The organism is Tardiphaga sp. (genome assembly GCF_025356345.1).
Taxonomy (GTDB): Bacteria; Pseudomonadota; Alphaproteobacteria; order Rhizobiales; family Xanthobacteraceae; genus Tardiphaga.
In genome coordinates, this window is record NZ_JANXTC010000384.1 from 1 (window position 1) to 13790 (window position 13790).

13 protein-coding genes are annotated in these 13790 nt (G+C 64.0%); 7 read left to right on the forward strand and 6 right to left on the reverse strand.

What is annotated here, in order from left to right; translation table 11 throughout:
• Positions 1 to 30: 30 nt before the first annotated feature.
• The 3 genes from Q0S16_RS23475 to Q0S16_RS23485 all read right to left on the reverse strand — a co-directional run bounded on the left by Q0S16_RS23475 (position 31) and on the right by Q0S16_RS23485 (position 5227).
• Positions 31 to 420, reverse strand: a complete 390-nt coding sequence (locus Q0S16_RS23475) for a Zn-ribbon domain-containing OB-fold protein (RefSeq protein ID WP_295853898.1) — start codon at positions 418 to 420, stop codon at positions 31 to 33.
• The gene (locus Q0S16_RS23480; RefSeq protein WP_295853901.1) at positions 420 to 1568 is read right to left on the reverse strand and encodes a thiolase domain-containing protein; all 1149 of its coding nucleotides are present in this window, start codon (positions 1566 to 1568) and stop codon (positions 420 to 422) included. Before Q0S16_RS23480 ends, Q0S16_RS23475 begins: the two co-directional genes overlap by 1 nt.
• A gap of 173 nt (positions 1569 to 1741) precedes the next feature.
• A complete protein-coding gene (locus tag Q0S16_RS23485; RefSeq protein WP_295853903.1) occupies positions 1742 to 5227 on the reverse strand; it encodes an indolepyruvate ferredoxin oxidoreductase family protein in 3486 nt (1161 codons plus the stop codon).
• A gap of 490 nt (positions 5228 to 5717) precedes the next feature.
• Here Q0S16_RS23485 and Q0S16_RS23490 point away from each other — a divergent pair, with 490 nt between their 5' ends.
• Positions 5718 to 5960 (forward strand): hypothetical protein, encoded by a 243-nt coding sequence (locus tag Q0S16_RS23490; RefSeq protein ID WP_295853907.1) that lies wholly within the window; start codon positions 5718 to 5720, stop codon positions 5958 to 5960.
• Here Q0S16_RS23490 and Q0S16_RS23495 read toward each other — a convergent pair.
• Positions 5957 to 6526 carry a formyltransferase family protein gene (locus Q0S16_RS23495; RefSeq protein WP_295853910.1) on the reverse strand — a complete coding sequence of 190 codons (570 nt, stop codon included), beginning with the start codon at positions 6524 to 6526 and terminating at the stop codon, positions 5957 to 5959. The two genes, Q0S16_RS23490 and Q0S16_RS23495, sit on opposite strands and share 4 nt — an antisense overlap.
• Before the next feature lie 341 nt (positions 6527 to 6867).
• Between Q0S16_RS23495 and Q0S16_RS23500 the strand changes: the two genes are divergently transcribed.
• From Q0S16_RS23500 to Q0S16_RS23525, 6 genes are all read left to right on the forward strand, one after another.
• The gene (locus Q0S16_RS23500; RefSeq protein WP_295853913.1) at positions 6868 to 7872 is read left to right on the forward strand and encodes an alpha/beta hydrolase; all 1005 of its coding nucleotides are present in this window, start codon (positions 6868 to 6870) and stop codon (positions 7870 to 7872) included.
• Positions 7873 to 8031: 159 nt separating this feature from the next.
• Positions 8032 to 8307, forward strand: a complete 276-nt coding sequence (locus tag Q0S16_RS23505) for a hypothetical protein (protein ID WP_295853915.1) — start codon at positions 8032 to 8034, stop codon at positions 8305 to 8307.
• Between the two features lie 175 nt (positions 8308 to 8482).
• Complete coding sequence (locus Q0S16_RS23510; protein WP_295853917.1) at positions 8483 to 9727, forward strand: glycerophosphodiester phosphodiesterase family protein; 1245 nt, start codon at positions 8483 to 8485, stop codon at positions 9725 to 9727.
• A gap of 132 nt (positions 9728 to 9859) precedes the next feature.
• Positions 9860 to 10420 (forward strand): isochorismatase family protein, encoded by a 561-nt coding sequence (locus tag Q0S16_RS23515; RefSeq protein ID WP_295853920.1) that lies wholly within the window; start codon positions 9860 to 9862, stop codon positions 10418 to 10420.
• Positions 10417 to 11442: a helix-turn-helix domain-containing protein gene (locus tag Q0S16_RS23520; RefSeq protein WP_295853922.1), complete on the forward strand. Its 1026-nt coding sequence runs from the start codon at positions 10417 to 10419 to the stop codon at positions 11440 to 11442. Before Q0S16_RS23515 ends, Q0S16_RS23520 begins: the two co-directional genes overlap by 4 nt.
• A gap of 29 nt (positions 11443 to 11471) precedes the next feature.
• Positions 11472 to 11777, forward strand: a complete 306-nt coding sequence (locus Q0S16_RS23525; protein ID WP_295853925.1) for a HigA family addiction module antitoxin — start codon at positions 11472 to 11474, stop codon at positions 11775 to 11777.
• A 120-nt stretch (positions 11778 to 11897) separates the two neighbouring features.
• On the opposite strand, the gene Q0S16_RS23530 is transcribed toward Q0S16_RS23525, so the two are convergent.
• Both Q0S16_RS23530 and Q0S16_RS23535 read right to left on the reverse strand, forming a co-directional pair.
• Positions 11898 to 12596 carry an alpha/beta hydrolase gene (locus Q0S16_RS23530; protein WP_295853928.1) on the reverse strand — a complete coding sequence of 233 codons (699 nt, stop codon included), beginning with the start codon at positions 12594 to 12596 and terminating at the stop codon, positions 11898 to 11900.
• Between the two features lie 95 nt (positions 12597 to 12691).
• On the reverse strand, positions 12692 to 13790 hold a 1099-nt coding region (locus Q0S16_RS23535; protein ID WP_295853930.1), incomplete at its 5' end, for an acyl-CoA carboxylase subunit beta.

The following is a 13790-nucleotide window of genomic DNA, read 5'->3' on the forward strand; positions in this document are numbered from 1 at the left end:
CACAAGGGGAGAGGGTAGAAAGAACGCAGCCTACGCCGGCGTGAAGAACGGCAATGGCGCGCCGTCGGTGGGCTTCCACACCACTTTTACCTTCTGGCCGATCTTCACCGAGCCGGGCTCGCAATCGACGATGTTGGTCTGCACCGAGGGGCCTTCCTTCAGCGTCACATAGGCGATCACGTAAGGGCCGGTCGCCGATTTGCGCATGTAGCTGAACGTGTAGATTTCGCCCTCGCCCGAACTCTGCTCCCAGACCGTCGCGTCGGAGAAGCAGAACGGACAGATCGAGCGCGGAAAGAAATGCGGCTCGCCGCACGCCGTGCAGCGCTTGATCATGAACTTGCCCTCTTTCGCGGCGTCCCAGAACGGCTGCGTTTCGGGATTGCCGACCGGGGTCGGGTACTTCTTCGCTTCAGTCATTACACGCGCTCCAGAATGGCGGTCGAGGCGGCATGGCGCACACCGAGCAGGCCACCGGTGCCATGCGCGATGGCGAGATCGCAATTCGGCACCTGGACCTTGGGATGGGCTTCGCCGCGCAGCTGGCGCACGGCTTCGAGGATCTTGGTCATGCCGCCGCGGTTCACCGGATGGTTGCTGCAGAGGCCACCGCCATCGGTATTGAACGGCAGCTTGCCGACGCCGGAAATCAAATTGCCGTCGGACACGAACTTGCCGCCATCGCCCTTCTTGCAGAAGCCAAGGTCTTCGAGCTGCATCAGCACGGTGATGGTGAAGCTGTCATAGATCGAGGCGTACTTCATGTCCTGCGGGGTAACGCCGGCTTCCTCGAAGGCGCGCGGGCCGGACCAGACGCCGGCCGAATAGGTCAGATCGAGATCCTTGCCGCCGCGCGGGCCCTTCATGGCTTCGCCGTGGCCGATCAGGCGGACCAGCGGCCGCTTCAGGCTCCTGGCAATTTCAGCCGTGGTGACGATCATCGCGCCGCCGCCGTCGGAAACGACACAGCAATCCATGCGATGCAGCGGGTCGGAGATCATCGGCGAGTTGATGACGTCCTCGACGGTCACGACATCCTTCAGCATCGCGTACGGATTGTATTGCGCGTGATGCGACGCGGCCACCTTGATCCAGGCGAGCTGCTCACTCGTGGTGCCGTAGTCGTGCATATGACGCATCGCACACATGCCATAGGCATTGTGCGTGGTGGCACCGAACGCGGTCTCGAAGTCGGCTTCGGCGCCCTGTATGCGCGGCGGCATCGCGCTGGTGCGCGGCTTGCCAGCGAGGGTCACCAGCGCGATCGAACACTTGCCGGCGGCGATCGCCTGCGCGGCGTGGCCGAGATGGATAATGTAGGAGCAGCCGCCGGTCTCGGTGGAATCGACATGTCGCGGCTTGAGGCCGAGATAGTCGACCATCGGCCACAGCCCGCCCGGCGCGTCGCCGGCGCAGAAATAACCGTCGACGTCCTTATGCGTCAGTCCGGCATCTTCCAGAGCGCCCTTGGCGACTTCGGCATGCAGCTGTGCAAGCGATTTATCCGGTGCATGCCGGGTCGGATGCTCGTAGATCCCGGCGATGTACGCCTTGCCTTTGATGCTCAAGAATTTCTCCGCTGGTGTTTCGTTCCCGCGAAAGTCTTGGCGCGTCGGGACCACATTGGCAAGCCGCGCAAACGCGCGGCCGGTTTGCGGAAGCAGATTTCGCGATGCGGAATGGCTTCCTGTCCCGGCTTTACGACGCCGCTGCGCGCGGCGTCGCGTCCAGGGCTATCGCCCTACTCCGCTGCGATCTGTCGCGGCGCCGGCGGCGGGTTGGCGAGGTCTTTCGCCAATTCCGCATAGCGAAGTTTCGCGGCCTGGACGGACGCCTCCTTGACCGGGCCGTAACCGCGGATCTGGTCGGGCAGCGACAGCAACGCCACCGCGGTATCCACCGTCAGCGGCGACAGCAACGCCAGTACGGTAGCGACGTCCTTCTCGTAGCCGGCGATCAGGTCGCGCTCCAGCCTGCGGTCGGCGCTGTAGCCGAACACGTCGAACGCCGTGCCGCGCAACCCGCGCAGGCCTGCCAGCACGCGAAACAGCGGCAGCATCCAGGCGCCGAAAACCCGCTTCCTCGGACGGCCGGAGGCGTCCGTGCCAGAGAGCATCGGGGGCGCCAGGTTGAATTTGATCTTGAAGTCGCCCTCGAATTGCGCGGCGACCTGCTTTTCAAACCTGCCGTCGGTGTATAGCCGTGCGACTTCGTACTCGTCCTTGTAAGCCAGCAGCTTGGCGTAGTTGATGGCCACCGCGCGCGGCAATTCGTCATCATAGCCGCCCTTGATCGCGGCGTCGCGCACCGCGCCGACCAATCCGCGATAGCGGGCGGCGAGCGGGGCGTTCTGGTAGTCGGTCAGCAGCGCGCTGCGGTGAGCGATGATCTCGTCGAGCGACATCTGATCCAGCGTCTTCGCAGCCACGGTCTCGTCGGCGCCATTCAGCATGCCGGCAAGCCGCGCCGGATCGGCGGCGGCGAGGCGGCCGAGCTGGAACGCCAGCCGGTTCATCTTGATGGAGACGCCATTGAGCTCGATGGCCTGCTCGATCGAGGCGCCTCGCAGCGGTAGCAGCCCCTGCTGATAGGCAAAGCCCATCATCATCATGTTGGTGGCGATGGAATCACCGAGCAGCGCTTCGGCCGCCTTGGTGAAATCGAGGAAGGTCGATTCCTTGCGCAGCGACATTTCCAGCACGGTGTTGACGCGACGAGTCTGAAAATTGAAATCGCGGTCGCGCACGAAGTCGGCGATCGGGATCAGATGGGTGTTGACGATGCCGTAGGTGCGGCCGGCCTCGCACAGGCCAATCGTATCCTTGGCAATCGCCACCACCTCATCGGCGGCGATCAGCAGGTCGGCGGAGCCGGTGACGATGCGTGAGCAGGTCACCTCCTCGGTGGTTTCGGCGAGCCGGACGTGGCTCAGCACCGCGCCGCCCTTCTGCGCCAGGCCGGACATGTCCAGGATCATGCTGGCCTTGCCTTCGATATGCGCGGCCATGCCGAGCAGCGCGCCGATGGTCAGCACGCCGGTGCCGCCAACGCCGCCGACGGCAACATTATAGGGTCGGTCGAGGCCGGGCCGCGTCAGCGGCTCGGGCAACTCGCCAATGCTGCCGAGCTCGACCGGCGCCTTGCGCTTCATCTTGCCACCATCGACGGTCACGAAAGACGGGCAAAAACCCTTGAGGCAGGAATAGTCCTTGTTGCAGGAGGACTGGTTGATGGCGCGCTTGCGGCCCAGAGGCGTCTCCAGCGGCTCCACCGAAATACAGTTCGACTGCACCGAGCAATCGCCGCAACCTTCGCAGACCGCGGGATTGATGATGACGCGGCGCTGCGGATCCTCCAGCGTGCCGCGCTTGCGGCGGCGGCGTTTTTCGGCGGCGCAGGTCTGCACGAACACGATCGCCGAACAGCCCGGCACCTCGCGCAGAGTCTTCATCACCGCGTCGAGTTCGTCGCGATGCGCCAGCCGGGTACCCGGCGCGATGGTGGAGGCCGGATAGGCGTCGGGATTTTCCGACACCAGATAGATGTCGCGGATGCCTTCGCTATGCAACTGGAAGGTGATCTGCTGCGGCGACAGGTCGCCGTCATGTTTCTGGCCGCCGGTCATGGCCACCGCGTCATTGTAGAGGATCTTGTAGGTAATGTTGGCCTTGGAGGCGATCGATTGCCGGATCGCCAGCGAGCCGGAATGGAAGTAAGTGCCGTCACCGAGATTGGCAAAAATGTGCTTCTCGGCGGTGAACGGCGCGATGCCCGTCCACGGCACGCCCTCGCCGCCCATATGGGTGAAGGTCTCGGTCGAGCGGTCCATCCACAGCGACATGAAGTGACAGCCAATGCCGGCCAGCGCGCGGCTGCCTTCCGGCACCTTGGTCGACGTATTGTGCGGGCAGCCCGAGCAAAAATACGGCGTGCGGGTGATCGGCACCACCGCCTGTACCTGCGAGGCGTCGCGGCCGTGAAACCAGTCGGCCTTGGCACGCAGCAATGCTGCGATCTCCGGGTCGATCTCCATCGCCAGCAAACGGTCGACCAGCGAGGTCGCCACCTTGGCCACGCTCAGCTCCTCGGCGAAGGGCAGGAAGCGCTGGTTATGGTCGTCCATCTTGCCGATGATGCGCGGACGCAGGCCGGGCGAGTTGAACAGCTCCTGCTTGACCTGGTTCTCGACGATCTCGCGGCGTTCCTCGACAATGAAGATCTCCTCCAGACCCGCCGCGAACTGGCGCACGCCCTCCGGCTCCAGCGGCCAGGGCATCCCGATCTTGTAGAGACGCAGACCGATTTTCGCCGCGACCTGCTCGGTGATGCCGAGTTCGCGTAGCGCCTGGCGGACATCCTCGTAGCTCTTGCCGGAGGCCATAATGCCGAAGCGCGCGTTGGGCGAGTCCATGGTGATGCGGTTGATATGGTTGGCGCGCGCAAAGGCGATCGCGGCAAACCCCTTGTAGTCCTGCAGCCGGCGATCCTGGACGTAGCGGTCGTCGGGCCAGCGCAAATTGAGTCCGTCGGCGGGAAGCTCGAAATCGGTCGGGATGTTGAACGGCTTGAGTTCGTTGTTGAGGTCGATCTCGGCGGTGGTCTCCACCGTCTCGGTGATCACCTTCATGCCGACCCAGCAGCCGGAATAGCGCGACATCGCGATGCCCAGCAGACCCATCTCGATCATCTCGTGGATCGACGACGGGTAGAGATAGGGCATCAGCGCGGAGATGAAGGCATGGTCGGACTGATGCGGCACGGTGGAGGATTTGGCGCCGTGATCGTCGCCAGCGAGGCACAGCACGCCGCCGAACTTCGCGGAGCCCGCGGCATTGCCGTGGCGGAAGACGTCGCCGCAACGATCGACGCCGGGGCCCTTGCCGTACCAGATCCCGACCACGCCATCATATTTCGCGCCGGGAGAGAGGTTGAGCTGCTGGGTGCCCCAGATCGCGGTGGCGGCGAGGTCCTCGTTGACGCCCGGCTGGAATTTGACGCCGTATTCGTCGAGATGTTTCCGGGCCGCCATCAATTGCTGGTCGTAGCCACCGAGCGGCGATCCGCGGTAGCCGGTCACGAAGCCGGCGGTATTCAGCCCGGCGGCACGATCACGGCGGATCTGCGCCATCGGCAGCCGCACCAGCGCCTGGATGCCGGTCAGAAAGATATGACCGGAACCCTGGGTATATTTCTGGTCGAGACTGATCGGGCCTTGGTTGATTCCCATCGCATCCTCTTCACTGCCGCCCGGATCTAGTCGTCCGGGCTCTGTCGCGTGTCGATTGGGAGCCATTCGACTCCGTTAGAACCACTCTATGTTGGTTTCCCGGGGCAAGGCACCCCATTTCTCGGCAACCGTGACCCGCAGCCGAACAACGCAATTTCGTGATGAAAATTCCCGCTGCTGGTTCGGCTGTGTCGCCGAGGCGGCGTTTGACGCAAGGAGATAAGCGCCGATGGCGTCTACCGCATCGCAGCATAACTCGGAGCGCTGGAAAACGTCGGTGAAATCGACGCCCCGCCCTATTCCGGAAAAATCTCGCCGATGACCCGGATCGGATCAGCTTCGCGAAACGGCTTTAGTGGGCAGACATCTTCGGAAACAAGGCGCGCTGTGCGGGGCAGCATCCCACAAAGGCCACGCTTAATCTGGAACGTCGGGCTTTACGAGGTATTAACTTGTTGCCAGTCTCACGACATCAGGCAAGGAGACAGTCATGACCCAATCACGTAACTGGACAACGCCGCGTGAACCCGCAAGCGAGGTCGCCGACGTCAATCATGCCGGCGCGCATCATCATAATTTTGGCGAGGAACACCATCACAAGCCGACCAAGACGATCATCGGCGTGTCGGTCCTGATCCTGTTGAGCTTCCTGCTCTATGAGATCAACTACAAGAGCGTTGATACGCATTCGTCTTCATCATCGCAGCAGATGATGGCCATGAGCAATCGCTAGGCTGATGCAATCTCGGTTTCGGGCAGCACAGCCCGAAACTGAAATTCGTGGGGGTTAGTCGAAGGCACAATGCCGAAATGGTCGGCCCCGAAGACCCGGACGCGGTGCTGCTGTTCAGTCTTGGGACTGGCCACCCCGTTGTTGCGGATCTGCTGATGGCCATGGCGCGAATTGCGTTTGACGGCCCATTGAACGCCGCTCTCAGCCAGCGGTGCCTGAAGGGTGGCCAGTTGTTTCGCCATTCGCCAGAACATTCCAACCAGTCGGGTATAGGTCAGCTCCTCGAGGCCGGCCACGCTGCTGTCAGCGGGGATCGCAAAGCTTTCAACCTCCACGATCGGCCCGGAATCGACCCGCTCGATCATCCGGTGAACAGTGGCGCCGAAATTCGGTTGCCGCTCATGCAAGGCCAAATGCGCCGGCGCCCTGCCAGGATATTGCGGCGGGCCGGGATGAAAATTGTAGGCGCCGTAGCCGAGACGGTGCAACACTTCCGCGGGCATGATGACGGTCGTGGTGAAGGCGATCAGCCGGGCGCGGTTCAGCCAATCCTCTTCGATCGCCATCAGGTCCTCCAGCGTGAACACCGGAACCACCGTCAGTCGCGGGTTGTAGCCGCGCAATAGCGACGTGAAGACGGAATGCTCCGCCGGTCCGGTCAGGAGGATGATCGTGTCGAACATGGGTGGACACCAAACAAAGGTACAGATGGTCGCAACCTGCAGTCTTTCAAACAGGCATTAAGATCTGATTAGTTGCTTGCCGCGTCGATCACAGGATTGATCCGGAGCCACGGCGATCAGCCGCTCCGGCGCAGTCCGGCCATTTTGACCCGGGCCGGCGGCGCGCGGCTTCTTATCGCCGCAAAGGCGCCGCACACCGGCGGCCTACTCCCGGAGCTGCTTCCATGAAACGCCTGCTGTTGTCCGCCGTGCTCGCCACGATGCCCCTCACCGCCTTTGCCGCCGAGCCGACCACGCGTGAGCCCTACGGCATCGGGCTGGAGGGCTTCGCCTATCCCTATCCGGTCAGCATGCTGCCGCTGGTCAATGACGGCGAAGCGCTTCGGATGGCCTATATGGATGTGCCATCGGCGAAACCGAATGGCCGCACCGTGCTGCTGCTGCACGGCCGCAACTTTCCGTCGAGCTACTGGGCACCGGTGATCGGCGTGCTCACCGAGGCCGGCTACCGCGTGGTGGTGCCGGACCAGATCGGCTTCGGCAAATCCTCCAAGCCGGGCGGCGACCTGCATTTCGACACCCTGGCGCGCAACACGATCGCCCTGATGGACCAGCTCGGAATCGCGAAATTCGATGTCGTCGCGCACTCGCTGGGCGGCATGCTGAGCGTGCGGATTGCCCGCGCCTATCCCGAGCGCATCGACCATCTGCTGCTCGCCGCGCCAATCGGCCTGGAGGATTACCGCCAATACGTGCCACCGACCCCCACCGAAAAGATCCTGGAGAACGAGGACAAGCTCACCGCCGAGGGCTATCGCAAACAGCTCGAGGTCAACTATTCGCTGAAGTTGCAGCCGGACCAGGTGACGCCGCTGATCGATGCCCGCTTCAATATCAAAGGCTCGTCGGAATATCCGCGCTGGCTGCGCGCCTTCGTCAATTCGGCGCAGTTGATCTACCGCGAACCGGTGGTGCATGAAATCCCGCTGATCGCACTGCCGACCCTGTTCGTCATGGGCGCCGACGACCATAACGCGCCGGGCAAGCCCAACGCGCCGGAAGCGCTGCGTCCCAAGATGGGCCAGAACGCCGATCTCGCCAAGGCGCTCGCCGCCAAGATGCCGAATGCCAAAGCCGAGATCGTGGCCAATGCCGGGCATCTCGTCTTTCTCGATGACGCGCCGAAATTCAACGGGTTGATGCTGACCTTTCTGTCGTCGAAACCATGATGCTGGGCGGTGAGGTGTTGCAACGGCGGTGTGCAACATTCACTTTTCATTCAGCTTGAATCGGCTTATTTCGCCGCCGCTGATTATAACCGGGCGCCCGTCGCAAGGCGACGTTCCTCGCCCACCGTGCCGCCGCGCGGCTATCGAAGGAGAGAGCTGATGAAGACCCTGTTTGCCGCCACCTTGTTCGCTCTGGTCGGGCTCGGCGCCGCCCAGGCCATGCCGGTCGCGCCGCTCGGCGCCGCCGACGGCACCAATGTAATCCAGGTCGCGCAGGGCTGCGGCCCCGGCTTCGCCCGTGGCCCGATGGGCCGCTGTCGCCCGATCGGCGGCGTTGTAGTGGTGCGCCGTCCGCCGCCGGTCGTTGTGGTGCGTCCCGGCCGCGGCTGCGGACCGGGCTTCGTCTGGCGCTATGGCCGCTGCCGCCCGTTCTGAGAACCGGCAACATCGCTGCGAAAACCCCGCTCATGCGGGGTTTTTTGTTGAGCTTGCCAATGGCCGGTACCGGCTTCGGTCCGGACTCGTTGCCGCGCTGATGCCTATGCCAGCGTCACACTCCCGTGCTGATATGTCGCCAGATATGATCCCGCATCCCACCATGAGGCCATTGATGTCCGTCGTTTGGCGCTTCCTGCTACCCGCCGTCCTGCTCGGCCAGATCCTGTCGACGCCGGCGTTGGCGCAGACCACGCTGCCGATGCAGCCACAACTCGGGCCGCGGCCATTCCATCTGGTCGACAAGATGAAGGACGGCACGCTGAAGACGCGGCTCGCCGCCTGCGCCGGTCCCTTCCACAAGACGGATTTCTCGGTCGGCCACCGCGGCGCGCCGCTGCAATTTCCCGAACACAGCGCCGAATCCTATCGTGCCGCGGCGCGGATGGGTGCCGGCGTGATCGAATGCGACGTCACCTTCACAAAGGACCGCCAGCTGGTATGCCGGCATTCGCAATGCGACCTGCACACCACCACCAATATCCTGTCGGTGCCGGCCCTGGCCGCCAAATGCGGCCAGCCCTTCAGCCCGGCCGATCCGGCCACCGGCCGCAAGGCCTCGGCCAAATGCTGCACCAGCGACATCACGCTGGCCGAGTTCAAATCGCTGACGGCGAAGATGGACGCCGCCAATCCCGACGCCATCACTGTCGCCGACTATCAGAACGCCACGCCGCGCTGGCGCACCGATCTCTATGCCGCGTCGGGCACCGTGATGAGCCACGCCGAGAGCATCGCGCTGATCAGGAGCCTTGGCGCCAAATTCACGCCGGAGCTGAAGGCCGCGGAAGTGCCGATGCCGTTCGACGGCGATTACACCCAGGAAAAATACGCGACGCAGATGCTGGACGATTATCGGCAGGCCGGCATCCCGCCATCCGACGTGTTCGCCCAAAGTTTTGCGCTGGCTGACATCCTGTACTGGGTGAAGACCGCCCCCGATTTCGCGGCGCAGGCCGTCTATCTCGATGGCCGCTACGAGAGCAAGGGGTTCGATGACCGCAAGGCCGAGACCTGGAAACCCTCGATGCCGGAGCTGAAGGCGCAAGGCGTGAAAATCCTGGCACCGCCGATCTACATGATGCTGGCCCTCAACGAGAACAACGCGATCGTGCCGTCGGACTACGCGAAAGCGGCGAAGGCCGCCGGTCTCGATCTGATCGGCTGGTCGCTGGAGCGCGACGGTCCGCTGAACAAGGGCGGCGGCTTCTATCATTCCTCGGTCAAGGCCGCGATCGACCGCGACGGCGACACGCTGACGGTGCTCGACGTGTTGGCGCGGCAGGTCGGCGTCCGCGCCATGTTCTCCGACTGGCCGGCGACCACCACCTTCTATGCGAACTGCATGGGGATGAAATAGCGCCGGGCTTGAGGGCCGTTCCACCCCCGGCTTTCAATGGCGTGATTTGTCCGCTAATCGTCCGGAGCAGGTATTTCGCCTTCTGACGCAGGCATTAGTCTGACATGACATTCACCGTTCGAGGAGACTGCAATGTCCGACACCGCCCTCATCGTCATCGATGTCCAGGAATCGTTCCGGCACCGCGATTTCTGGGATGACGCCGACCTACCCGCCTTCCTCTCACGCCAGCAGGCGCTGATCGATGGCGCCAGCGCCGCTGGAATCCCGGTCATCCAGATCTTCCATGTCGCCGATAGCGGCCCGTTCTCGGAAGCCTCCGGATTCGTCACCACGCTGGCGCCGCTGCGGATCGCGCCGGACGCGATGTTCAGAAAGCGCCGGCATAGCGCGCTGGTCGGTACCGGCCTCGACGTCTGGCTGACCAGCCACGGCATCCGCCGGCTGATCATTTCCGGCATTCGTAGCGAGCAATGCTGCGAGACCACCACGCGTCACGCCTCCGATCTCGGCTACGCCGTCGACTATGTCGGCGAAGCCACCCTCACCTTCCCGATGACGGATGCCAGCGGCCGGCAATGGAGCGCCGCCGACATTCGCGCCCGCACCGAACTGGTGCTGGCGGATCGCTTCGCCCGGATCGCCACCGTCGAACAGGCGCTGGCCGGACAGACCAGGCAGCGCGCCGCATGACCGCGAACGCACCGCCTCCGATCGAGATTCCCGTCTTTGTGGTGGTACCGCCGCAGGTGCTGCTGCTCGATATCGCAGGCCCCATCGAGGTGCTGCGAAAAGCCAATCTCGAACAGGACGCGGTGCGTTTCGCCATCATTTATGTCGGGCCGTCATCCGACACCGGCAGCTCGATCGGTCTCGGCATCGCCGGCATCCAGCCGCTGCCGGACCGCCTGCCCGATGCTGCGCTGGTGATCATGCCGGGCAGCGCCGACACGCCGCTCGGGCGCGAACGGCCGGACCGCGCGCAAGATGCGTCTCACGAGACCGCCATCATCGACTGGCTGAAGCATGCGATCCGGCCCGGCATCCGCCTCGCCTCGATCTGCTCCGGCGCGCTGGTGGCCGCCCGCGCCGGGCTGCTCGACGGCCATGACTGCACCACCCACCACGCCTGCACCGCCGAGCTTGCCAGGCTCGCGCCTCTGGCCCGGGTTCGCGACAACCGGCTCTATGTCGAGGATGGCGAGCGGCTGACCAGCGCCGGCATCACCGCGGGCATCGACCTGATGCTGCATGTGGTGGCGCAAGCCTGCGGCCACGCGGTGGCGCTGGCCGTCGCCCGTTATCTGGTGGTGTATCTGCGCCGCGGCGGCGCCGATCCGCAGCTGTCGCCATTTCTGGAAGGCCGCAGCCACATTCATCCGGCGATCCACCGCGCCCAGGACGCCATCACCGCCGATCCCACCGCCGACTGGTCGGTCGAGCGGCTGGCGGATGTCGCCGGCGCCAGCCCGCGCAACCTGTCGCGGCTGTTCAACGAGCATGCCGGCATGAGCGTGACCGACTACGTCAACCGCATGCGGGTGGCGCTGGCGCGCGAGTTGCTGGCCGGCTCGCGACTCGACATTGAAGCGGTCGCCACGCGCTCCGGCTTTGCCTCGGCGCGGCAACTGCGCCGCGCCTGGGGCCGTCTTCACGATGGGCCGCCCAGCCGCATGCGCGGGGATGGAAACGCGCTGTCGGATGTTATTGTATAGTTGAGTATTTCGCAGAAGGTCAGAAACCGATGGCCAAGAAACTCTCCCCCGTTCACCCCGGCGAAATCCTGCGCGAGGAATTCCTACAGCCCATGGCGCTGACGCCTTACGCCGTGGCGCAGGCTTGCGCCGTGCCGCGCACCCGCATCGAACGCCTCGCCCGTGAAGAAACGCCGGTCACCGCTGACACCGCGCTGCGGCTGGGAAAATACTTCGGCACCACGCCGACGTTCTGGATGAATATCCAGACGCAATACGACCTGGAAGTTGCTGAGGATGCGGCGGTCGCCGACATCAAGCGGATCAAGCCGGCAAAGCGCCGCGTAAGGCTGTAGCCCGCATCAGCGCAGCGATATGCGGGAAGGCGTCAAGCACTTATGCCCCGGATGTCGCTTCGCCCATCCGGGCTACGCTTGCTGAGATCATCCATGACACAGTAAAACTCGGTGACCCGCTTAACGAAAACTGGCGGCAAGCCCGACCACTTGGCCATCGAGGCCGCTAAAGCCATGATAAGCGCGCGCCTCGCAGGGATCGCCGTCGTTACGGCCGCCGCTCAGCCACGCCACACGGGCGCGACCGCTCGACCATTTCACGAACGGCTCGACTCCGGCTGGCGCGGTGGACTTGCAGCCGTCGTTGCGGTGATGGATGACGAGCGTGCGCGGCAGCGCCGACGGCGAGCCGAGGATCGACATCACATTGCTGCCGCCGCCGGATTCCGCGCTGAGAAAGCCCGACGTCAGCACCAGCGCATCTGGCCGCGCGCCGCGCGCGATGCCCTCCGCGGCGCGCTGCGTACCGCGGCTGGTGGCAACCACCGTCACCGGCCGTTTGATAGCCGCCATATACTGCACAGCGCTTGACAGATCGGCTGATGCATCGACCACCAGCACCGCCAACCCGCGCGCAGCATAGCTGGCACGGGTGCGCACCAACTGATTACCCATCAATCCGTTAATCTCGCCGTACTCGCCCGCATTGATGGCACCGCTACCGCCCGGCATCAGGATCACGCTCGCCCGCGGCGACGCGGGCTTGATCAGCACGGCACGTGATCCGCCGATGGTGAGGGTCTCATCGGCGAGCGCGGCACTGCTGGCAAGACCGACGAGCGCGGCAAGAATGCTGACGATCCGTGTCTTGTTTTTCATCAGCCCATCCTTGCTGGTCGTTGTCAGGACTAATGCGGGTAAATGCACAGTTCATCCAGATCGAGTCCCACGGCGGCGTTGACGAGCCGCGCCTGTCACAGCGGCATGTTGTCATGCTTCTTCATCGGCACATCGACATGCTTGTCCTTCAGCATCGCCAGCGCCCGTGCGATACGCTTTCGCGTCGAGTGCGGCATGATGACGTCGTCGATGTAGCCGCGCTCGGCGGCGACGAACGGCGACAGGAAGCGATCCTCATATTCCTTGGTGCGCGCCGCGATCTTGTCGGCGTCGCCGATGTCCTGGCGGAAGATGATTTCGACCGCGCCCTTGGCGCCCATCACCGCGATCTGCGCGGTCGGCCAGGCATAGTTCATGTCGGCGCCGATTTCCTTCGACGCCATCACGTCGAACGCGCCGCCATAGGCCTTTCGCGTGATCACGGTGACGAGCGGCACGGTGCACTGGCTGTAGGCGAACAGCAGCTTGGCGCCGTGCTTGATCAACCCGCCATAGTCCTGCGCGGTGCCCGGCAGGAAGCCAGGCACGTCGACGAAGGTGACAATCGGGATATTGAAGGCGTCGCAGAACCGCACGAAGCGCGCCGCCTTGCGCGAGGCGTCCGAGTCGAGCACGCCGGCCAGCACCATCGGCTGGTTGGCGACGAAGCCCACGGTCTTGCCGGCGATGCGGCCGAAGCCGGTGACGATGTTCTTCGCAAACGTCTCCGAGATCTCGAAGAAATCGGCCTCATCCACCACCTTGTGGATCAATTCCTTGATGTCGTAAGGCTTGTTCGGATTGTCGGGGATCAGCGTGTCGAGCGAATAGTCTGATCGCTCGATGTCGTCGAAGCTGGGCCATTCCGGCACGCCGGCGGTGTTGTTGCTCGGCAGGAAGTCGATCAGCCGGCGCATCTGCAACAGCGTCTCGACGTCATTCTCAAACGCACCGTCGGCGATCGAGGAGCGCGTCGCATGCACACTGGCGCCGCCGAGCTCCTCGGCGGTGACGACCTCGTTGGTGACGGTCTTCACCACGTCCGGGCCGGTGACGAACATGTAGCTGGTGTTCTTCACCATGAAGATGAAGTCGGTCATGGCCGGCGAATAGACGTCGCCGCCGGCGCAGGGACCCATGATGACGGAGATCTGCGGGATCACGCCAGAGGCCTGCACGTTGCGGCGAAACACG